Source organism: Xenophilus arseniciresistens (genome assembly GCF_028023875.1).
GTDB classification, from domain to species: domain Bacteria; phylum Pseudomonadota; class Gammaproteobacteria; order Burkholderiales; family Burkholderiaceae_C; genus Xenophilus; species Xenophilus arseniciresistens.
Genome location: NZ_JAQIPB010000009.1, coordinates 122,256 through 141,750, shown reverse-complemented (window position 1 = coordinate 141,750; position 19,495 = coordinate 122,256). Strand labels below are relative to the sequence as shown.

General features: G+C 70.8%; 19 protein-coding genes. 12 read left to right on the top strand and 7 right to left on the bottom strand.

Annotation, left to right across the window (positions count from 1 at the left end):
* Nucleotides 1–33 precede the first annotated feature (33 nt).
* Nucleotides 34–1,083 carry a GGDEF domain-containing protein gene (locus PGB34_RS18430; protein WP_271429566.1) on the top strand — a complete coding sequence of 350 codons (1,050 nt, stop codon included), beginning with the start codon at nucleotides 34–36 and terminating at the stop codon, nucleotides 1,081–1,083.
* Here PGB34_RS18430 and PGB34_RS18425 read toward each other — a convergent pair.
* From PGB34_RS18425 to PGB34_RS18415, 3 genes are all read right to left on the bottom strand, one after another.
* Nucleotides 1,071–2,057 (bottom strand): 2-dehydropantoate 2-reductase, encoded by a 987-nt coding sequence (locus tag PGB34_RS18425; protein ID WP_271429565.1) that lies wholly within the window; start codon nucleotides 2,055–2,057, stop codon nucleotides 1,071–1,073. The genes PGB34_RS18430 and PGB34_RS18425 overlap by 13 nt on opposite strands.
* Nucleotides 2,058–2,173: 116 nt before the next feature.
* Nucleotides 2,174–3,166: a Bug family tripartite tricarboxylate transporter substrate binding protein gene (locus PGB34_RS18420; protein ID WP_271429564.1), complete on the bottom strand. Its 993-nt coding sequence runs from the start codon at nucleotides 3,164–3,166 to the stop codon at nucleotides 2,174–2,176.
* Nucleotides 3,167–3,384: 218 nt separating this feature from the next.
* Entirely contained in the window at nucleotides 3,385–4,215 is an 831-nt protein-coding gene (locus PGB34_RS18415) for an aldolase/citrate lyase family protein (protein ID WP_271429563.1), read from the bottom strand.
* A gap of 102 nt (nucleotides 4,216–4,317) precedes the next feature.
* Here PGB34_RS18415 and radA point away from each other — a divergent pair, with 102 nt between their 5' ends.
* From radA to PGB34_RS18385, 6 genes are all read left to right on the top strand, one after another.
* Complete coding sequence (radA, locus tag PGB34_RS18410) at nucleotides 4,318–5,715, top strand: DNA repair protein RadA (protein ID WP_271429562.1); 1,398 nt, start codon at nucleotides 4,318–4,320, stop codon at nucleotides 5,713–5,715.
* A 73-nt stretch (nucleotides 5,716–5,788) separates the two neighbouring features.
* A complete protein-coding gene (locus PGB34_RS18405) occupies nucleotides 5,789–6,265 on the top strand; it encodes a hypothetical protein (protein WP_271429561.1) in 477 nt (158 codons plus the stop codon).
* Nucleotides 6,262–7,200, top strand: coding sequence for a DUF2145 domain-containing protein (locus tag PGB34_RS18400; RefSeq protein WP_271429560.1), 939 nt, complete (start codon nucleotides 6,262–6,264; stop codon nucleotides 7,198–7,200). Before PGB34_RS18405 ends, PGB34_RS18400 begins: the two co-directional genes overlap by 4 nt.
* A 171-nt stretch (nucleotides 7,201–7,371) precedes the next feature.
* Nucleotides 7,372–8,889, top strand: a complete 1,518-nt coding sequence (locus PGB34_RS18395; RefSeq protein ID WP_271429559.1) for a BCCT family transporter — start codon at nucleotides 7,372–7,374, stop codon at nucleotides 8,887–8,889.
* Between the two features lie 55 nt (nucleotides 8,890–8,944).
* A complete protein-coding gene (locus PGB34_RS18390) occupies nucleotides 8,945–9,406 on the top strand; it encodes a glycerate kinase (RefSeq protein ID WP_271429558.1) in 462 nt (153 codons plus the stop codon).
* 88 nt (nucleotides 9,407–9,494) lie between these two features.
* Nucleotides 9,495–10,013: a hypothetical protein gene (locus tag PGB34_RS18385; protein WP_271429557.1), complete on the top strand. Its 519-nt coding sequence runs from the start codon at nucleotides 9,495–9,497 to the stop codon at nucleotides 10,011–10,013.
* A gap of 67 nt (nucleotides 10,014–10,080) precedes the next feature.
* Here PGB34_RS18385 and PGB34_RS18380 read toward each other — a convergent pair whose 3' ends face one another.
* Nucleotides 10,081–11,103, bottom strand: coding sequence for a recombination-associated protein RdgC (locus tag PGB34_RS18380; RefSeq protein ID WP_271429556.1), 1,023 nt, complete (start codon nucleotides 11,101–11,103; stop codon nucleotides 10,081–10,083).
* Nucleotides 11,104–11,255: 152 nt separating this feature from the next.
* On the opposite strand from PGB34_RS18380, the gene PGB34_RS18375 reads away from it, so the two are divergent.
* Together PGB34_RS18375 and PGB34_RS18370 are read left to right on the top strand one after the other, a co-directional pair.
* Entirely contained in the window at nucleotides 11,256–12,191 is a 936-nt protein-coding gene (locus tag PGB34_RS18375; RefSeq protein WP_271429555.1) for a branched-chain amino acid transaminase, read from the top strand.
* Between the two features lie 20 nt (nucleotides 12,192–12,211).
* Nucleotides 12,212–12,463 carry a zinc-finger domain-containing protein gene (locus PGB34_RS18370; RefSeq protein WP_271429554.1) on the top strand — a complete coding sequence of 84 codons (252 nt, stop codon included), beginning with the start codon at nucleotides 12,212–12,214 and terminating at the stop codon, nucleotides 12,461–12,463.
* Nucleotides 12,464–12,517: 54 nt separating this feature from the next.
* Here the strand turns inward: PGB34_RS18370 and PGB34_RS18365 are convergent, their stop codons facing one another.
* The 3 genes from PGB34_RS18365 to PGB34_RS18355 form a co-directional block, all read right to left on the bottom strand.
* Nucleotides 12,518–13,744 (bottom strand): MFS transporter, encoded by a 1,227-nt coding sequence (locus PGB34_RS18365; protein WP_271429553.1) that lies wholly within the window; start codon nucleotides 13,742–13,744, stop codon nucleotides 12,518–12,520.
* Nucleotides 13,745–13,751: 7 nt separating this feature from the next.
* On the bottom strand, nucleotides 13,752–14,129 hold the full coding sequence (locus tag PGB34_RS18360; protein ID WP_271429552.1) for a DUF1428 domain-containing protein: 378 nt from the start codon (nucleotides 14,127–14,129) through the stop codon (nucleotides 13,752–13,754).
* A 67-nt stretch (nucleotides 14,130–14,196) separates the two neighbouring features.
* On the bottom strand, nucleotides 14,197–14,649 hold the full coding sequence (locus tag PGB34_RS18355; RefSeq protein ID WP_271429551.1) for a VOC family protein: 453 nt from the start codon (nucleotides 14,647–14,649) through the stop codon (nucleotides 14,197–14,199).
* 136 nt (nucleotides 14,650–14,785) lie between these two features.
* Here PGB34_RS18355 and PGB34_RS18350 point away from each other — a divergent pair, with 136 nt between their 5' ends.
* The 3 genes from PGB34_RS18350 to PGB34_RS18340 all read left to right on the top strand — a co-directional run bounded on the left by PGB34_RS18350 (nucleotide 14,786) and on the right by PGB34_RS18340 (nucleotide 19,490).
* Entirely contained in the window at nucleotides 14,786–15,430 is a 645-nt protein-coding gene (locus PGB34_RS18350) for a TetR/AcrR family transcriptional regulator (protein WP_271429550.1), read from the top strand.
* 46 nt (nucleotides 15,431–15,476) lie between these two features.
* Nucleotides 15,477–18,410, top strand: a complete 2,934-nt coding sequence (locus PGB34_RS18345; protein WP_271429549.1) for a tetratricopeptide repeat protein — start codon at nucleotides 15,477–15,479, stop codon at nucleotides 18,408–18,410.
* Between the two features lie 93 nt (nucleotides 18,411–18,503).
* On the top strand, nucleotides 18,504–19,490 hold the full coding sequence (locus PGB34_RS18340) for a helix-turn-helix domain-containing protein (protein ID WP_271429548.1): 987 nt from the start codon (nucleotides 18,504–18,506) through the stop codon (nucleotides 19,488–19,490).
* Nucleotides 19,491–19,495: the final 5 nt, after the last annotated feature.

The following is a 19,495-nucleotide window of genomic DNA, read 5'->3' as shown; positions in this document are numbered from 1 at the left end:
CGCATGAAAAGACGCCGGGTCAGAATAGAAGCGATGGACAAGCTGCTCGACCAGATATCCGAAACCGTCGCCGGCGCCCGCACGCTGGAGGAGCTGACGCGACCCATGCTGGAGATGCTGGAGTCGGTCACGGGACTGGAGTCGACCTACCTGACCACGGTGGACCTGCAGCGCAGCGTGCAGAACGTGCTGTACGCGCGCAACGCCGGCGAGCTGAAGATCCCCGAGGGCCTGTGGGTGCCCTGGGGCGACACGCTGTGCCGGCGCGCGCTCGACGAAGGCCAGAGTTTCTGCAACGACGTGCCCGAGCGCTGGGGCGATTCGGCCGCCGCGCGCGAACTGGGCATCCAGACCTATCTGAGCACGCCGGTGCGCCTGGCCGACGGCTCGCTGTATGGCACCTTGTGCGCGGCCAGCGGCACGCGTCACACGCTGTCGCCGCGGGCGCAGCGCATGCTCGCACTGTTCGCCACCCTGATCGCGCAGCAGGTGGAGCGCGAGCAGCTGTTGCAGCAGCTGATCGAGGCCAATGGCCGGCTGAGGGCCTTTGCCACCACCGACCCGCTCACGCAGCTGGCCAACCGCCGCGCCCTGCAGCAGGAGCTGGGCCGCCGGCTAGGCGGTGACCCGTCGGGGCGGCCGCTGATGCTGGCCTTCGTCGACCTGGACGGCTTCAAGGCCATCAACGACGTCCACGGCCATGACGCCGGCGACCAGTTCCTGATCGCCCTGGGCGAGCGGCTGCGCGCGGTGCTGCAGGCAGGCGAAGTCGCGGCCCGCATCGGCGGCGACGAGTTCGTGGTGCTGGGCTGGGGCCCCGAGCCGCAGGCGCAGCAGCGGGCAGAAGAAGCCAGGCACGCGGCCGAGCAGGCCTTTGGCGCGCGCGTGGAGCAGGCCACGGCGGGCGACTACCCGCTGGGCCGCGGGCTGTGCCTTTCGTATGCCGGCGCCAGCGTGGGCGTGGTCAGCGTCGCGCCCGGCACGCTCGACGCCGTGCAGACCCTGCGCGCGGCCGACGAGGCCATGTACCAGGTCAAGCGCGCGCGGCGCGCCCTGGCCGCGGCAGGCGATCAGGCCGGGTAGAGGCCCAGTTCGCGCGCGCGCAGCCGCGCCAGGCCCAGCAGTGCGTCGGTGAAGGGGGTGGCCAGGCCCAGGCCGGCGCCCAGTTCGCGCACCACGCTCACCAGCGCGTCCAGCTCCACCGGGCGCTTGGCCTCCACGTCCTGCAGCATCGAGGTCTTGAAGGCGCCCAGCTTGCGCGTGACGGCATGGCGGTCTTCGGGGCTTTGGTCGATGGGGATGCCGATGCGCGCACCGATGTCGCGCGCCTCCAGCATCACCGCAGAGATGAAGCCGCGCACCAGCTCGTCGTCCAGGATGCGGTCGGTGGTGGCGCCGGTCAGCGCGCTGATGGGGTTCATGGTCATGTTGCCCCACAGCTTGAACCAGATGTCGCGCTGGATCTGCGGCGACACCGTGGCCTCGATGCCGCCGCGCTGCAGCTTGTCAGCCAGCTGCTGCACGCGCGGCGTGGCCTCGCCCGACGGCTCGCCCAGGATCAGGCCATGGCCAAAGTGATGGCGCACCACGCCCGGCGCATCCAGCGAGCAGCTGGCATGCACCACGCCGCCGATCACCTGCGCGGCCGGAATGGCCGTGGCGATCGCGCCCCTGGGGTCGACCGCATGCAGCCGGCGCCCGGCCAGCGGGCCGCCGAAGCCGCCTTCGAGGAACCACCAGGGCACGCCATTCATCGCCGTCAGCACCAGCGTGTCGGGCCCCAGCAGCGGCGCGATCTGCTGCGCCACGGCCTCGAGCGCGGGGCCCTTCACGGCCACCACCACCAGGTCCTGCGGGCCCAGCTCGGCGGGGTCGGCCACGGCATGCACCGGCGTGCGCTGGCGCACGCCGTCGGGGCGCTGCAGCTGCAGGCCGCCCTGCTGCAGGGCCTGCAATGTGGCGCCGCGGGCCACCACGTTGATCCGTTCACCGGCCTGGGCCAGTGCGTTGCCGATCCAGCCGCCGATGGCGCCGGCTCCGTAGATGCATGTCTTCATGAGGATGTGCGTTGCGTCGAGCGCGTGAAGGTCGTGGCGGCCATTGTGCAGAAGGCCGCGCGCGCCAGAAAAAGGGCCGCCCGCAGGCGGCCCCGATGACGTCGGCCGGTGCCGGATCAGCTCTCGGCCTTGAAGCCCACCTTCTTGACGATGGGGCCCCACTTGGCCGTGTCCTTCTTCAGGATCTCGGCCAGCTCCTGCGGGGAGGAGGACATGGCTTCCAGGCCGAAGGTGGCCAGGCCGTCGATCACGTCCTGCGAGGCCAGCGCGGTCTTCATGTGGCCGTTCAGGCGCGTCACCAGCTCGGGCGAGGCCTTGGCCGGCAGGAAGAAGGCGAACCATTCGCTGTGCGCCATGTCGGGCAGGCCCTGCTCGACCAGCGTGGGCACCTCCGGTGCGAAGCGGCTGCGCTTGGCGCCCGACACGCTCAGGATGCGGATCTTGCCGCTGGCCAGATGCTGCGTGATGTCGCCGATGGGGCCCGAGACGGCCGAGATGTTGCCGCCCAGCAGGTCGAGCATGGCCGGCTGCGTGCCGCGGTAGGCCGCGTGCTTGAGTTCGACGCCGCCGTGCTGGCCGATCAGCGCGCCCACGAAGTGCGGCGTGGAGCCGGCGGCCGGCGAGCCGAAGTTGGCGCCGGCCGGATTGGCCTTGGCCCAGGCCAGGAAGTCGGCGATGTTCTTCACGCTGGCCGGCACGGCCGGGCCGACGGCAAAGCCGAAGTCGAACACGCAGCCCAGCGACAGCGGCGTCAGGTCGTTGACCGGGTCGTAGGGCAGCTTGCTGTAGATGTGCGGGTAGATCGTCAGCATCGACGTGGGCGTCTGCAGGATCGTGCCGCCGTCGGCCGGGCGGCCCTTGACGTAGCTGATCGCGATCTGGCCACCGGCGCCGGTGCGGTTCTCCACTACGGCGGCCTTGGCAAAGGCCGGCTGCAGCTTCTGCGCCACGCGGCGGCAGATGGTGTCGGAGGTGCCGCCGGCCGCGAAGCCGGTGATGATGTTGGTGGTCTCCAGCGCGGCGGCCTGCGCGAAGGCCTGCTGGCCGATGCTGGCCAGCAGGGCCGAGGCGCCCGTGGTCTGCAGCAGATGGCGGCGGGTGAAATGCATGGTCGTTTGTCTCCGGAATGGCTGCTGGCGCGCGCAGGTGTGCGGCGCACAAAGGGCGCCATTGTTTCTGAAAGTGACTTGCCGCCGCCCCCGCGTTTACGCCAATCCGCGCGGGGCCGGTCGGGCGCGCGTTTTTTCATCGCCGGGCCGCCCCAAGATGAAAAAGCCCCCTCGGGGGGCAGCGGACCGCGCGAAGCGGGGGCGCGTGGGGGCTAATTTCAGTAGCCGCTGGTGCCCGCCGCGCCTGCGGGCGTGCCGCCCGGGAAGCGCGCGCGCAGCGCCTTGGCGGCGCTGGTCAGCAGGGCCGTGTCGATGCCCACGGCCACGAACTGCGCGCCCGCTGCCAGCCACTGCTGCGCGGGGCCCTCGGTCGTGGCCAGGATGCCGGCCGCCTTGCCCGCACGGCGGATGCGCGCGATGCCGTCAAGGATGGCGGCCTGCACTTCGGGGTGGTTGGGCTGCCCCACGAAGCCCATGGAGGCCGACAGGTCGGCCGGGCCGATGAACACGCCGTCCACGCCCGGCGTGGCCGCGATCGCATCGAGGTTCTTCATCGCCTCCACCGTTTCGGCCTGCACCAGCAGGCAGGCCTGGGCATTGGCCTCGTGGATGTATTGGGGGTAGGCATTCCAGCGCGAGGCCCGGGCCAGCCCGGCGCCCATGCCGCGCACGCCTTCGGGCGGGTAGCGCATGGCCTGCGCCAGCGCGGCGGCCTGTTCGGCCGTGTCCACCATGGGCACCAGCAGGGTCTGCGCGCCGATGTCCAGGTACTGCTTGATCAGCGGCGTTTCGCCCACGGGCAGGCGCACGATGGGGTGCGGGCGCGGCGCATCGGCCGGCAGGGCCGAGCAGGCGCTGGCCACGGCCTGCAGCTGCGCCAGGACCAGGCGCAGGTCATTGGGCGCGTGCTCGCCGTCGATCAGCAGCCAGTCGTAGCCGGTGCCGGCCAGCAGTTCGGTGACATAGGCGTCGGCCAGGCCGACCCACAGGCCGATGCGGGTCTGGCCGTCGGCCATGGCTTGCTTGAAGAGGTTGGCGGGGGTCTGCATGGGCGTATCCGGTCTGGCGCGTGGGGCAAGAAGAAAGATGGAGGGCGCAAGTGTGCTGCGAAAGCGCGCCGCGCGTGGCCGCGCCCTTTCTACACTCGAGCGATGGCCAAGGAAAAGACCGTCTATGTGTGCAGCGAATGTGGGGGCAGCAGCCCGAAGTGGCTGGGCAAGTGCCCGGCCTGCGGCGCCTGGAACACGCTGATCGAACAGGCGAGTGCAGCGCCCGCGGCCGCGGGCGGCCAGAACCGCTATGGCGCCATGCCCTTTGCCTCGCTGGCCGGCGCCACCGAGCTGACGGTGCTGTCCGAGATCGAGGCCCGCGACGTGGCGCGCACGCCCACCGGCCTGGAAGAGCTGGACCGCGTGCTGGGCGGCGGCATCGTCTCGGGCGGCGTCACGCTCATCGGCGGCGATCCGGGCATCGGCAAATCCACGCTTTTGCTGCAGGCCACCGACGCGCTGCAGAACGCCGGCCAGCTCGCGCTGTACGTGACGGGCGAGGAAAGTGGCGCGCAGGTGGCGCTGCGCGCGCGCCGGCTGGGGCTGGAGCGCTCGCAGGTGCAGGTGATGGCCGAGATCCAGCTCGAGAAGATCCTGGCCACGCTGGACGCCCAGCGCCCGGCCATCGCGGTCATCGATTCGATCCAGACCGTGTACTCCGACCAGCTTAGTTCGGCGCCGGGCTCGGTGGCGCAGGTGCGCGAATGCGCGGCGCACCTCACGCGCTTTGCCAAGGCCAGCGGCACCGCCGTGGTGCTGGTGGGCCATGTGACCAAGGAAGGTGCGCTGGCCGGCCCGCGCGTGCTGGAGCACATGGTCGACACGGTGCTGTACTTCGAGGGCGACACGCATTCGAGCTTTCGGCTCGTGCGCGCCATCAAGAACCGCTTTGGCGCCGTGAATGAGATCGGCGTCTTCGCCATGACCGAAAAGGGCCTGCGCGGCGTGACCAACCCGAGCGCCATCTTCCTGAGCCAGCACCCCGAGCCCGTGCCCGGCAGCGTGGTGATGGTCACGCTCGAAGGCACGCGGCCGATGCTGGTGGAGATCCAGGCGCTGGTGGACGACGGCGGACCCAGCCCGCGCCGCCTGTCGGTGGGCCTGGAGCGCGACCGGCTGGCCATGCTGCTGGCCGTGCTGCACCGCCATGCGGGCGTGGCCTGCATGGACCAGGACGTGTTCGTCAACGCCGTGGGCGGCGTGCGCATCGGCGAGCCCGCGGCCGACCTGGCCGTGCTGCTGGCCATCACCAGCAGCCTGCGCGGCAAGGCCCTGCCCAAGGGCTTCGTGGCCTTTGGCGAAGTGGGCCTGGCCGGCGAAGTGCGGCCCGCGCCGCGCGGCCAGGAGCGGCTCAAGGAGGCCGCCAAGCTGGGCTTCTCGGTGGCGGTGGTGCCCAAGGCCAACATGCCCAAGAAGGGCAGCCGCGAATTCGAGGGCCTGACGGTGCACGGCGTCGAGCGCATCGAGCAGGCGCTGGACGTGGTGCGCGGGCTGGACTGATCGGTCAGCGCGGCGTGCGGCCCTGCCATGGTGCTCGCGTATGCTGCACCTTCATCCCGCAGACCCGATGTCCATGAAAGCCCCTGTCTTCTTCGCGGCGCTGGCCCTGGCCGGCGCCTTCACCCTGCCGGCCCGGGCCGACAGCCTCACCGCCTCGGCCTCCAGCGCCGGTTCCTCCGCCAGCAGCGCGGGTTCGGCCTCCTCGGATTCGATCTCCAGCTCCAGCAACAGCAGCAGCGGCGCCGACAAGACCGCCGCCATCAAGGACGGCGACTGGCGAGTGACTGCCGTTGCACCCGTGCCCGACCAGGCCGGCAACAAGCTGCGCCTGAGCCTGGAGCCGCAGGGCATCGCGCAGGCCCGGCCGTTCACGCTGGACGTGCCGCTGAAGGCGCTGGGTGGCCAGGCCCCCGCGGTGGGCGACATCGTGCAGTCGCGCCAGCGCGTCTATGGCGTGCAGTTCACGCGCGCGGCGGCCCCCGAGCCCTTCCTGCTCGTGCTGGCCGACAGCTGGGACCAGCAACTGCGCTCGCGCCCCGTCACGCCTTGAGCCTGCGGCGCGCGCTGGCCGCCGGCCTGGCCGCGGGCGCCTGTCTGGCTGCGCAGGCCAGCGGCATCGGCACGGCGGTGGGCTTTCACAGCGGCCTGCTCACCCCCTTTTGCCAACCCACGAAAACGCAGCGCCCCGGCGCGCAGGACCGCGTGCTGCGCTTTGCCGGCGCGGTGCAGGAAGTGCTTTCCGCCAGCGGCCAGGAGGTGGCGCTGATCTCGCGCAGCGGGCTGGACCTGCGGCGCTTCGGCCTGCGCTACTCGCATGCCGGCGTGATGCTCAAGGACGGCGGCGAGGTGCCCTGGTCGGTGCGCCAGCTCTACTTCGATTGCGACGAAGGCCGCCCGCGCCTGTTCGACCAAGGCCTGGCGGGCTTTCTGATGAGCGCCGATTCGCCCGACCTGGCCCATGTGTCCATCGTCTTCCTGCCGCGCGAGGCGGCCGATGCGCTGCTGCTCGCCGCGCAGGACCGCCAGCGCGCGCTGCGCCTGCTGGCCGCCACCTACAGCGCCAACGCCTATCCCTTCAGCCTGCGCTACCAGAACTGCAACCAGTGGGTGGCCGAGTTGCTGGCCACGGCCTGGGGCGCGCTGCCCGACGGCCCTGACCTGCGCCAGCGCGCGCAGGACTGGCTGCGCGCCGAGCACTACCGGCCCACGCCGGTGCACATCGATTCGCACCTGACCAAGTTCGCGGGCGGCTTCATGCCGCTTTTGCACCTGGACGACCACCCGAGCGATGCGCAGCTGGGCATGACGCTGGACGTGAGCCTGCCCGCGGCCCTCGAAGCCTTCGTCCACGCGCGCTGGCCGCAGGCGCGGCGCGTGGAGCTGTGCCTGGAGCGGCACCAGGTGCTGGCGCGCGAGGGCTGGGCGCCGATGGACGCGGGCTGCCAGGCGCGGGCCGCGGACCGCGTGGTGGCGCGCTTCGACTGACGGGCTGCATGGCGCCTGCGCGCCGATCTGGCGGCGGTCCTACAGCATCCGCCGCAGCCCTGCCTTGCCGCAGCCGCCCAGGTGGCGCATGCTTGCGCGGCCTTTTCTTTCTGAACACGGCTTGCGCTTCGGCCGCCCGGGGCCGAGCAGCCGCCGACAAGGAACCTGCCCATGCAACTGCTCGTCTCCGCCGCGATCATCGCGTCCGTGGTGATCTGGGGACTGATCTCGCCAGCCACCCTGGGCAGCTTCTTCAACACCCTGCTGGCCGACGTCACGCGCACCTTCGGCTGGTTCTACCTCTGGGTGGTGCTGGGGCTGGTGGGGCTGGCGATCTTCCTGGCCGTCACGCGTTACGGCAATCTCAAGCTCGGCGACGAAGACGACGAGCCCGAGTTTTCGGTCGGCGCCTGGTTCGCCATGCTCTTTGCCGCGGGCATGGGCATCGGGCTGGTGTTCTGGGGCGTGTCCGAACCCGTGTCCCACTACATGAAGCCGCCGCCGGGCATCGCACCCGGCACGCCCGAGGCCGCCAACGCCGCCATGCGCTATGCCTTCTTCCACTGGGGCTTCCACCCCTGGGCCATCTACGGCATCGTGGGCCTGGCCATCAGCTTCTTCCGCTTCCGGCGCAAGGCGCTGCCGCTGGTCAGCTCGGCCACCGAGGCCCTGCCGTGGCGCTTCGTGCAGCGCCTGTCGCCGCTTTTCAACGTGCTGGCGGTGGTGGCCACGGCCTTCGGCGTGGCGGCCTCGCTGGGCATGGGCGCGACGCAGATCAACAGCGGCCTGAACGCGGCCTTCGGCCTGCCGGTGGGCCCGTGGCCGCAGTCGATCATCATCGTGGTCACCGCCACCTTGTTCATCCTCTCGGCCGTCACGGGCGTGGAGCGCGGCGTCAAGTGGCTGTCCATCGGCAACCTCTGGCTGGCCGGCGCGCTGGCGCTGGTGGTGCTGTGCCTGGGCCCGACCATCGCCATCGTCGACACGCTGACCACCACGCTGGGCAGCTACATCAGCGAGTTCGTGCGCATGAGCCTGCGCATGTCGCCCTTCCGCGAGAACTCCTGGATCGGCGACTGGACCATCTTCTACTGGGCCTGGTGGCTGGCCTGGTCGCCCTTCGTGGGCCTGTTCATCGCGCGCGTCTCGCGCGGGCGCACGGTGCGCCAGTTCCTGGCCGGCACGGTGCTGGCGCCCAGCCTGCTGGGCTTCGTGTGGTTCTCCATCTTCGGCGGCACGGCGCTGAACTTCGAGATCTTCCGCGGCGTCCCGCTGGCTGAGGCCGTGGCCGGCAACGTCGCCACCACCATGTTCGTGATGTTCGAGGCGATGCCCGGGGGGCTGCTGCTGTCCATCGTGGCCACGGTGCTGGTGTTCGTCTTCTTCGTCACCTCGGGCGATTCGGCCACCCTGGTGCTGGGCACCATGAGCACGCAGGGCAACCCCAATCCACCCAATCGCGTGAAGGTCATCTGGGGCGTGCTGGTGGCGGCCATCGCGCTGAGCCTGCTGCTGGCCGGCGGGCTGGGCGCGGTGCAGACGGCCACCATCGTCTTCGCACTGCCCTTTTCGGTGGTGCTGCTGCTGATGGCCGTCTCCGTGACGCTGGCCATCCGGCAGGACTGGCAGGCCGAGGACAGGCGCGAGCGCGCGTTGCGGCGCAAGATGCGCGAGATGGTCAAGGAGTGAGGCGCGGGGCGCAGCCCGGCCGGGCCTTGCCGTGGCGCGGCGACAATGCCGCCCCATGAATCTGCAGAAAGTCTTGGTGCCGCTGGGCGGCCTGGTGTTGCTTGTGCTCGGCTACCGCAGCTGGGGCTGGATGGGCGTGTTCGCCGTGACGGGCGGGCTGCTCATGTTCCTGCTGCTGCATTTCACGCGCACCATGCAGGTGATGCGCCGCGCGGCCGACCGGCCCATCGGCTACGTGGGCAGCGCCGTGATGCTCAATGCCAAGCTCAAGCCCAAGATGGCTTTGCTGCACGTGGTGGCCATGACGCGCTCGCTGGGCGAGCTGCAGTCGCCGCCCGACACGCAGCCCGAGGTCTACCGCTGGCGCGACAACGGCGAGTCCTACGTGGACGCCACCTTCGCCGAAGGCAAGCTGGTGCAGTGGCAGCTGACGCGGCCTGCGCCGGCGGCCGAAGCGGCGCCTGCGCAGGAAGAGGGCGCGGTGGTGCCCGCCGAGGCGCCGGCCCGCGACGCCTGAGCCGTTTTCGCCAACCCGCGCCTGCGCGTGGGGATGACCTGGAGGCCGGGGCGGCCATAAAATCGTGTAAATCATTTACATCGATTCGATGCCCAGCACCGTTCAGCCGCCCATGAACCTCCACACCGACCCCGTGACCGACGCCTCCGCTGAAGCCGCCGCTGCTGCTGCCCCTGAACCGGCTGCCAGGAAGCCCGCCGCTGCACCGCGCAAGCGCACTGCAGCGAAGAAGGCGGCTGCGCCGACGAAGGTGCCTGCCAAGGCACCCGTGAAGAAGGCCGCCGCACCAGCTCGGCCTGCTGCGCCCGCTCAAGTGGGCAAGAGCCCCAAGGCCGTGAAAGCCGTGAAGGCCGAAAAGCCCGTCAAGCTTGCCAAGCCCGCCAAGGAAAAGCTGGTGCGTGACAGCTTCACCATGCCGCCGCAGGACTTCGGCCTGATCGCGCAGATGAAGGAACGCGCGCTGGCCTTCAAGCGCCCGGCCAAGAAGAGCGAGCTGCTGCGCGCCGGCCTGCAGGTGCTGGCGAAGCTGAGCGATGCGCAGCTCAAGAAGGCACTGGACGCGCTGACGCCGCTCAAGGCCGGTCGGCCGCGCAAGCTCAACAAGTAAGCAAGGAAGAAAAGAAAGGCCGGCGAATTGCCGGCCTTCTTGCTTCTGCGCGTCTGGCTTTCCTGGGTCAGAACGGTGGGTCGTCGTCGGCCGCTTCCACCACGGCGGCTGCGGCCTTGGCTTGTGCCGCCTTGGGGGCGGCGGGGCTTGCATCGCGCGGCGCTGCGGCCGCCTGGCCCAGCTGCATCTCGCCGCCCAGCGCCTCCAGCAGCGCCGGCAGCAACTGCCGCAGCTCGCCGGTCACGATGGCGGCGTCGGTGTCGAAGTTTTCCTCACCCTTTTTCGCGTCGCCGCCCACGCCGGCATCATCGAGCACGCCTTCCAGGAAGGCCAGCTTGCGCAGCGTGAAGCCTTCGGTCAGCTCGAAGCTCACGCGGTCTTCCCAGGTCATGGCCAGGCGCGTGGGGCGCTTGCCGGCCTCGATGTGCTGGCGCACTTCCTCGATGTCCAGCGGGTGCTTGGCATAGCGCACCACGGCCTTGGACTCGTCGCTGGCCTTGAGTTCGCAGTCGCGGTCGATGGAAAAGCCCGCGGGCGGCTCGTAGCTGGCCAGCCAGCCGGCCATGGCGCTGGCCGGTTCCTGCTGGGTGTGGAAGGGCGCCACCGCGAAGCCCGGCAGGGCCTGCACCAGCGCCGTCACCACGCCGTCGGCGCGCGCGGCGTTGGAGGTGTCCAGCGTCAGGCGCCGCGCCTCGGGGTCGATCCACACCGAGATGCGCGCGTGCCGCGTGAAGGCCAGCGGCAGCAACTCGTGCGTGACGTCTTCCTTGAGCTGCTTCTTTTCCTTCTTGCCGGGCGCGCGGCCCGTGGTCTTCTCGATCTCGGCCGCGCGCTCGTCGACCTTGCGGCGGATCACCGAGGCCGGCACGGTCTTGCTCTCGACCATGTATTCCAGCAGCCACTGGCCGCCCACGGATTCGAGCAGCAGGCCATGTTCCTGCCCCCGGGGCGCGACGAAGCCGGCCGAGCTTTCCTGCGAGGGGCCGCAGGGCGCGAAGCGCTGGGCGTCCAGCGCGTCCTGTGCGGCGTTGAAGTCGGGAACCCACGAGGGTTCGAGGCGATAGGCGAGGGCGTTCTTGAAGCGGGGCACGGGTCGGACAGCAGCGGCAGCAAAAGCCGGTGATTGTGCGTTGCCTGAGCGGGCGTGGCGGGCCGCAGGGCTGTAACGGCCCGTCAGCACAGGCAGGAAAACGGCCGCCGTAAAATCGCCGCCTTCCCCCGACAGACCCCCAAGGACCCCTCATGAGCGCGATTCCCTCGCTGGCCGACCGCGACGGCAAGATCTGGATGGACGGCGAACTCGTCGACTGGCGCGACGCCAAGATCCATGTGCTGACCCACACCTTGCACTACGGCTGCGGCGCCTTCGAAGGCGTGCGCGCCTACAAGACCGACAAGGGCACGGCGATCTTCCGCCTCGAAGAGCACACCGAACGCCTGTTCAACAGCGCCAAGATCCTGCGCATGCCCATGCCCTTCAGCAAGGAGCAGCTCAACGAGGCGCAGAAGCAGGTGGTGCGCGAGAACCAGCTCGAGAGCTGCTACCTGCGTCCGCTGGTGTGGATCGGTTCCGAAAAGCTGGGCGTGAGCCCCAAGGGCAACACCATCCACGCCATGGTGGCGGCCTGGGCCTGGGGCGCCTACCTGGGCGAGGAAGGGCTCAAGCGCGGCATCCGCGTCAAGACTTCCAGCTACACGCGCCACCACGTCAACATCACGATGACGCAGGCCAAGGCGGTGAGCAACTACAGCAACTCCATCCTGGCCAACATGGAAGCGACGGAAGACGGCTACGACGAGGCGCTGCTGCTCGACGCCTCGGGCTTCGTCAGCGAAGGCGCGGGCGAGAACGTGTTCGTGGTCAAGGGCGGCGTGATCTACACGCCCGACCTGTCGGCCGGCGCGCTCAACGGCATCACGCGCAACACCATCCTGCACATCGCCAAGGATCTGGGCATCGAAGTGGTGCAAAAGCGCATCACGCGCGACGAGGTCTACATCGCCGAGGAAGCCTTCTTCACCGGCACCGCGGCCGAAGTGACCCCCATCCGCGAACTGGACCGCGTGCAGATCGGCATCGGCTCGCGCGGCCCCATCACCGAAAAGATCCAGAGCGCCTTCTTCGACATCGTGAACGGCCGCAACCCCAAGTACGCCCACTGGCTGACGCCGGTCTGAAACGCAGGAGCAGCCCCATCATGTCTATTTCCAACAGCTCGCTCGTGGACCAGGTGAAGTCGGCAGACCGCCGGTCGCTCGTGGAACTGGCCGCCAAGGACTTGAACCACCAGGGCGGCGTGTTCTGCCCCAGCCCCAAGGCCGACATGAAGCTCTGGAACACCCACCCCAAGGTGTACCTCGACGTCGCCCGCACCGGCGAAGCCAAGTGCCCGTACTGCGGCACCGTGTATCGCCTCAAGGCCGGCGAGCACTTCGGCGGCGGTCACTGAGCGCGCCAGCCTCAAGCCCAAGCCGCGCCGCTGCAAAGCGGCGCGGCTTTTTCTTTAGGCCGGTGCGCCCGCCATCTTGCGCAACGGGAAGGGCCGAAAAGCCATCAGCACCGCCATGGCCGCCAGCCCCATGCCCCAGGAGGCGACGTACATCAGCGTGTAGCTGCCCAGCCGGTCGTAGACCAGGCCGCCGAGCAGCGGCCCGGTGGACATGCCCAGGCTGCCGGCCAGCGCCGTGCCGCCGATGATGGTGCCCATCATGCGCAGCGGGAAGTTCTCGCGGATGATCACCGCGTACAGCGGCATCGTGCCCGCATAGATGAAGCCGACCACCACGGCCACCGCGTAGAAGCTGCCGAGCTGGCTCACGCTGGCGTAGGCCAGCACGGCGAAGGCCTGGGCCAGCAGGCCGATGACCAGCACCCGCTGCGCGCCGAAGCGGTCCCCGGCCAGGCCGAAGCCGATGCGCCCGGCCATGCCGGCCAGGCCCTCGACGCTGTAGATCGTCACGGCCGCGATCATCGGGATGCCGCAGGTCACGGCATAGCTGACGGTGTGGAAGATCGGGCCCGAGTGCGTGGCGCAGCAGAAGAAGTTGGCCAGCATGAGCAGGATGAACTGGCGCGAGCGCAGCGCCTGGCCCAGCGCCATGTCGGGTGGCGCGCCGGCCACGGGCCCCGAGGCGGCCGCATCGCCCTCCAGCGCAGGCGGGCGGCGCACCAGCAGGGCCGCGGGGATCATCAGCAGCGCCGCGACGCCGGCGATCACCAGCATCGCGCTGCGCCACCCCTGTTCGGTGACCAGCCAGGCGGCCAGCGGGGCCATGGTCATCGGTGCCATGCCCATGCCCGCCGACACCAGCGAGACGGCCAGCCCGCGCTGCGTGTCGAACCAGCCGGTGACGCAGGCCATCATGGGTGCGAAGACGGCGGCCGTGGCGCCGCCCACCAGCAGACCGAACAGCAGCTGGAAGCCCGCCAGCGACTGCGCGCGGCTGGCCAGCGCCAGGCTGCCCGCCAGCACCACCGAGCCCGCCAGCACCACGGGGCGTGGGCCGATGCGGTCGGACAGATGGCCCCAGCCGAGGCTGGCCAGCGCCATGGCCAGGAAGCCGAAGGTCATCGCGGTCGAAATGCCGGTGACCGACCAGCCGGTGTCCTGCGCCATGGGCCGCAGGAAGACGGGCAGCGAGAACATCGCGCCCGCGGCCACGCAGCCCAGCAGGCCGCCGGCGGCGACGATGACCCAGCGGTAGGGCTGCTGTTGCTGCTGCTGGCTCATGCCGGCCTCAGCCCTTGGGCCCTGCGCCCCAGCCCATCTCCACCAGGCCGGTGAAGCCGCCCCAGAACATGCGCATGCCGTCGAAAGGCATGTCCTCGGGCTTGCAGTCGATGCGCGGGTCCTTCATCACCAGCGCGTTGATGCGGTCACGCTCGGCGCGCGAGGTGTAGACGATCCACGAGAAGACCGGGACCTCGTCGTCCTTGAGCTGCACGGCCTGCGGGAAGGAGGTGAGCTTGCCGGGCTGCACGTCATCGCCCACGCATTCGAAGTACTGCAGCGCGCCGTATTCCAGCCAGACCTCGCCGGCCTTCTGCGCGAGCGCGCGGTAGGCATCCAGATTGGCCCGCGGCACGGGCAGCACAAATCCATCGACGTAATGCATGCATGTCTCCTTGTTTCGTGATTGAGCGCAAAGAAAGGAAGGGAGGCCGGCCGAAGCTGCCGGCGCGTCAGGGCTGCGCCGCGACGTTCACCATCCAGGGCGTGCCGAAGCGGTCGGTCACCATGCCGAAGCCGGGCGACCAGAAGGTCTTGTCAAAGCGCATGGTGACCTGGCCGCCTTCGGCGAGCCCGTCGAACACGCGCCGGCCTTCGGCCTCGGTCTCGACGCCGATCGATACCCACATGCCCTGCGGCGGGCGGTAGGCGCCGCCGCAGGTCTCGGGGTCCACGCCCGGCATGGCGGGCATGGTGTCCGAGGCCATCAGGCTCTGGCTGCCGATCTGCAGCATCGCGTGCATCAGCCGGTTCCTGGCCTCCTCGGGCAGCGGGGGCATGCCCGGGTCGGGCGGCATCTCGCCGAAGGTGGACTGAAAAACGATCTGGCCGCCGAACAGCCTGGCGTAGAAGGCCATGGCCTGCGCGCAATTGCCGTCGAAGTTGAGGTAGGGAACGAACTGCATGGTGTCTCCGGGTGGGCCTTGCGCGAGAGCGCGCGCAGCGGGTTTGTGTGGACGGTGTTCACATCCTAGGCGCTAAGATGGACACTGTCCACATCGACGGCCTTTTTGGCTGTGAATTTCTGTTTCGCTGAGCACGATGCCCAAGGCCCGCCGCCCCCCGCCCCGCAAGACCTACCACCACGGCGACTTGCGCGCGAGCCTGATCGAGGCCGGCCTCGCACTGGCGCGCGAAGGCGGCCCGCAGGCGGTCGTGCTGCGCGAGGCCACGCGCCGCGCAGGCGTGGCACCCAACGCGGCCTACCGCCATTTCGCCAACCACCAGGCCCTGTTCGACGCCGTGCGCGCGTCGGCCCTGGGCGCGCTGGCGCTGGCCATCGAGCAGGAAATGCGTCAGGCCGAGGCCCTGCCCGACGCGCCCGAGCGTGCGCGCGCCCTGCTGGCCGCGGTGGGGCGCGGCTACCTGGGTTTCGCGCAGTCCGAAACCGGCTGGTTCCGCGCCGCCTTCGCTTCGGGCCCTTTCGATGTCGAGCTGCCGCCCGACCCCGCGCGCACCGGCGACAAGGGGCTCAATCCCTTCGAACTGCTGGCCCATGCGCTGGACGCCCTGGTGCAGGCCGGCGTGCTGCCGCCCGAGCGGCGCCTGGGCGCCGAGTTCCTGGCCTGGTCCGCGGTCCATGGCATGGCGCTGCTGGTCATCGACGGCCCGCTGCGCCGCGCGCCACAGGCCATGCGCGCAGCCCTGGGGCAGCGCCTGCTGCACATGGTCGAGACGGGGCTCTGACCCGCAGCAGGTGACGCAGCGGGCGGGCGCGGCCCACAATCCGCCCATGTCACACATCGCTTCATCACCCGAAGAGGCGCTGGCGCGCGCGCAAGCCGTCCTTGATCGCCTGGTCCCGTTGACGCGCGCCGGCCAGCCCGCCCAGCCTGAGCTGCTCGACCACCTCGGCGCCGCGTGGGAAGAGCAGGTCCAGGCCCTTGCCGGGGCAGGCCGTGCCGACGAGGCGGTGGCGGCCGCCGACGACTGGCTGCGCCACCTGGGCGACGGCGACGCCGCGCCGGGCACCCTGCCGCTGGAACGCTGGCCCCAGGTGGCGCGGGCGCTGGTCGCCAAGGGCCGGGCTTTGTCCGGCACGGGCGACATCGAGGCCGCGCTGGCGGTGCTGGCGCAGGTGCAGCAGCGCTTCGAGCACGCCGAGGCCCTGCCGGTGCGCCAGTGGCTGGCCCGCGCCGGCCTGGCGGAGGTGAATCTGCGCGCCCACCATGGCGCCACCTTTGCCAAGGTGGACATGGTGCGGCACGCGCACCGCCTCGCCACGCGCTTTGCCGACGACGACTGGCCCGCCACCCGCACCCTGGTGGCGCAGTTGCGCCTGCGCCAGGCCGCGCTGCTGGCCGAGCTGGACGACCCCGAGGAGGCGCTGGCGGCCTGGGAAGCGCTGTGGCGTGATGGCGGCGCATCGCCCCATGACGAGGTGCGCGAGGCGGCGGCCGACGGGCGGCTGGCGCAGATGCGCCTGCTGGCCTCGCTGGAGCGCTGGCCCGAGGCGCTGGCGATCCAGCGCTCGCTGGTCGAGCGGCTGGCGGCCACCGAGCACCCGGGCAGCCTCGAGACCCTGGCGCTCGCCCAGCTCGACGCCATCCTCTGGTGGCACGGCGAAGAGCCCGAAGCGCCCGAGGGCAGCACCGCGCAGGAACAGCTGGGCCTGGCCTGCGAGGCGATGCAGGCGCGCTTCCCGCTGGCGCGCACGCCGCGGCCGGCCCTGGTCGACCGCTGCCTGAGCCAATGCGTCTGCCTGCACGCCGACCTGCTGCACGAGCAGGCCCGCCGGATGCGCGAGGCCGGCGGCGCAGCGGCTGCGCAGGCGCTGGATGCGCAGGCCCGCGCCCTGACCGAGCGCCTGTGGGCCGACTACGGCGAGCACCCGGACGCGCCCACCCGGCGCCACGCGCTGCTCGCCCACTGCGACGGGATCCGGCAGCAGGCCGCCGCGCCGGCCGAGCAGCTCGCCGCCTGGCAGGCCGTGCTGCAGCGCATCGGCGACGACCCGGCCGCGCCCCTGCAAAGCCCCCTGCTGCAGGTGTGGATCGACATCGCCTATCTGCAACACGCGGCGGGGCTGGCGCCGCAGGCCCTGGCCACGCTGGACGCCGCCCAGCAGCGCTTTGGCAAGGACACGCAGCCCGCCGTGCAGCGCCCCCTGCGCGAGCTGGCCTGCACCCGCGCCCACTGGCTGGGCCAGGCCGGGCGCTTCGACGAGGCGCTGGCGCTGCTCGAGACGCCGGACGAAGAAGAAGCGCCGGCCGAGGAAGAACCCGAGCGCTGGCTGCAGCTGATGCACCTGGACACCCGGGCCGACCTGTGGGCGCTGCAGGCCCCGCCCGCGCCTGGTGCCGTGGCTGATGGCGAGCACCCGCCGGCCGAGGTGGGCGAACTCACGCCCGCGGAAGCGCACTGCGCCCGCACCGTGGCCGTGATGGCCGAGCGCTTCGGTGCGGACGACAGCCCGCGCATCCGCCAGCGGCTGGCCTACAGGCTCTACAACCTGGCGGTGCACCAGCGCGACCGCCTGCACTACGAGGCCGCCCGCGCCAGCAACCAGCAGCGCATCGACCTTTTCCTGGACGACGAGGACCCGGAAATCGTCTTTCGCACGGCCAGCGCCGGGCTCAACCTGGGCTATCTGCTGATGATGCTGATGGGCCGCGAGGAAGATGCGCTGCCGGTCTACGACCGCATGCTGGAGCGCTTTGGCGCGCGCACCGAGCCGCGCCTGCGCGAGGTGATGGCCAAGCTCAGCGCCAGCCGGCTGACCTGCCTGAACCGGCTGCAGCGCCGCGGCGCCGCGGTGTCATACGGCGACGCCGTGGAAGACCTGCCGCTGGAGCAGCGCGACGCGCTGTGGGCGCGCATCGAGCAGGCGCGCGCGCACCACGGCACGAAGCAGTACCGCCAGGCCATCGAGCTGTACGACGGCATCCTGGGCGCGCATGTGGCCTCGGCCCACCCCGAGCTGCGCCGCCTGTGCCTGGACGCGATGGTGAACAAGGGCTTCTGCCTGGGCCGGCTCGGGCAGGCCGAACAGGCGCTGGCGGTGTACGGCGAGGTGGTGGAGCGCTACGGCCACGAAAGCAACATCACCGCCGAGAAGGACGTGGCCCTGGCCCTGGCGAACAGCGCGGTCGAACTCGACCGGCTGGGGCGGCACGACGAGGAACTGGTGGTCTACGACCGCATCATCGAGCGCTGGCGCGACGCCACCGTGGCCGACCTGCGCATGCGCGTGGCCCGTGCCCTGCAGGCCAAGGGCATCACGCTGGCCGACAGCGATGCCGCCGCGGCCGAGGCGGCCTACCGCGAGACGCTGGAGCGCTTTCTCCATGCGCCCGAGATGACCGTGCGCCTGCCCGCCGCCAAGGCCGCGGTGAACCTGGGCGTGCTGCTGCGCCGCACCGGGCGTGCGGCCGAAGCGGCATCGGGCTGCGAGGGCGCTCTGGCGCAGCTCGCGCACGAGACCCATCCGGACTTCGCCGAGCAGCTCGAGAAGTTGCGGGTGCAGATCGCCCGCGGCCACCGCGAGGCGGGCCAGCGCGACGCGGCCCTCGCCGCCTACCAGGCGCTGCTGGCCCTGCCGCCCAGGACGCTGGGCGACACGCTGCTGGCCGCACTGCGGCGCGAACACGCCGAACTGGGCGCGTCGCGCTCCTGGCGCGAGAAGGCGGGCGATGCGCTGGGGCGGCTGTTCAACCCCACGCGCTGACGCGCTGCGGCAGGCACCTGGGCGACACGCGCCGCCCCAAGCTGGGGTAACTGCGGGGGAGTGACCCTGGGGGCGGGGACAAGAATGGCCTTCGTGGAACACTTGGCTGTCGATACCCGAACCCTTCCGGAGCGCGACCGGATCGAAGCCTGGGAGCAGGCGCTTTCCAGCGTCGGCGGACCCATTCACGTCGACCCGATTCCCGGCGAGGACTTCTCGGGCGAACTGAGCTCCATCCGGCGCGGCTCCTTCTTCTTCTACGACCTGCGCTACAGCGGCATGCGACTGTGGCGGCGTCCCGTGGACGTGGCGAAGATGAACCAGGAGCTGTTCGCGCTTTCGCTCACCTTGCCTTCCTGCAGCCTGCATGTGGAGCGGGACGGACGTGCGCTCACGCTGCAGGGCGGGCAGGCCTACCTGTTCAACCACGCTGCCACCTACCGCACCCAGCCGCCCAGCGCGTACAAGACGCGCACCATCGCCTTTCCGGGTCGGCTGCTGCGCCAGCGCGTGCGCGACCTGCGGCATTTCTACGCGCTGACCGAATGCATCGGAAGCTCAGGCGGCCTGGGTCTGATCCACACCTTCGCCAAGCACCTGGCGCAGGGCGCGGCGGACTGGTCGGCGGACGAGGTGTGCACGCTGTCCGATCAGTTCCTGGACCTGCTGGCGCTCTTTCTGGGCAGCGGCAGCGCCGCAGCCAGCCCGTGCGAGTCCTCCGAGTCCGCCATGCGCGCCGGCCATCGCCAGCGGGCCTTGCAGCACATCCGCGCCCAGGCCGCCGACCCGGACCTGAGCCCCGCGCGCGTGGCCCAGGCCTGCGGCATCTCCATGGGCTATCTGCACGAGGTGTTCCGCGGCTTCGACATGGGCGTGGAGCAAACGATCTTTGAAGAGCGCCTGGAGCTGGCGCGCCGCCTGCTGAGCGATCCGCGCCGCAGGCGCGTGCCGATCCAGGCACTGGCCTACGAGGCCGGCTTCAACGACCCCGCGCATTTCTCCCGCCGCTTCAAGCGCCGCTTCGGCGTGACCCCGGGCGAGCTGCGCACCGAGCTCAAACACCCGGCGCGCGCACGCTGAGGCGC

Excerpts from the sequence above, each read along its gene's own strand:
- PGB34_RS18430 (WP_271429566.1), top strand. The coding sequence starts at position 34 with ATGGACAAGCTGCTCGACCAGATATCCGAAACCGTCGCCGGCGCCCGC.
- PGB34_RS18425 (WP_271429565.1), bottom strand. The coding sequence starts at position 2,057 with ATGAAGACATGCATCTACGGAGCCGGCGCCATCGGCGGCTGGATCGGC.
- PGB34_RS18420 (WP_271429564.1), bottom strand. The coding sequence starts at position 3,166 with ATGCATTTCACCCGCCGCCATCTGCTGCAGACCACGGGCGCCTCGGCC.
- PGB34_RS18415 (WP_271429563.1), bottom strand. The coding sequence starts at position 4,215 with ATGCAGACCCCCGCCAACCTCTTCAAGCAAGCCATGGCCGACGGCCAG.
- radA (WP_271429562.1), top strand. The coding sequence starts at position 4,318 with ATGGCCAAGGAAAAGACCGTCTATGTGTGCAGCGAATGTGGGGGCAGC.
- PGB34_RS18405 (WP_271429561.1), top strand. The coding sequence starts at position 5,789 with ATGAAAGCCCCTGTCTTCTTCGCGGCGCTGGCCCTGGCCGGCGCCTTC.
- PGB34_RS18395 (WP_271429559.1), top strand. The coding sequence starts at position 7,372 with ATGCAACTGCTCGTCTCCGCCGCGATCATCGCGTCCGTGGTGATCTGG.
- PGB34_RS18390 (WP_271429558.1), top strand. The coding sequence starts at position 8,945 with ATGAATCTGCAGAAAGTCTTGGTGCCGCTGGGCGGCCTGGTGTTGCTT.
- PGB34_RS18385 (WP_271429557.1), top strand. The coding sequence starts at position 9,495 with ATGCCCAGCACCGTTCAGCCGCCCATGAACCTCCACACCGACCCCGTG.
- PGB34_RS18375 (WP_271429555.1), top strand. The coding sequence starts at position 11,256 with ATGAGCGCGATTCCCTCGCTGGCCGACCGCGACGGCAAGATCTGGATG.
- PGB34_RS18370 (WP_271429554.1), top strand. The coding sequence starts at position 12,212 with ATGTCTATTTCCAACAGCTCGCTCGTGGACCAGGTGAAGTCGGCAGAC.
- PGB34_RS18365 (WP_271429553.1), bottom strand. The coding sequence starts at position 13,744 with ATGAGCCAGCAGCAGCAACAGCAGCCCTACCGCTGGGTCATCGTCGCC.
- PGB34_RS18360 (WP_271429552.1), bottom strand. The coding sequence starts at position 14,129 with ATGCATTACGTCGATGGATTTGTGCTGCCCGTGCCGCGGGCCAATCTG.
- PGB34_RS18355 (WP_271429551.1), bottom strand. The coding sequence starts at position 14,649 with ATGCAGTTCGTTCCCTACCTCAACTTCGACGGCAATTGCGCGCAGGCC.
- PGB34_RS18350 (WP_271429550.1), top strand. The coding sequence starts at position 14,786 with ATGCCCAAGGCCCGCCGCCCCCCGCCCCGCAAGACCTACCACCACGGC.
- PGB34_RS18345 (WP_271429549.1), top strand. The coding sequence starts at position 15,477 with ATGTCACACATCGCTTCATCACCCGAAGAGGCGCTGGCGCGCGCGCAA.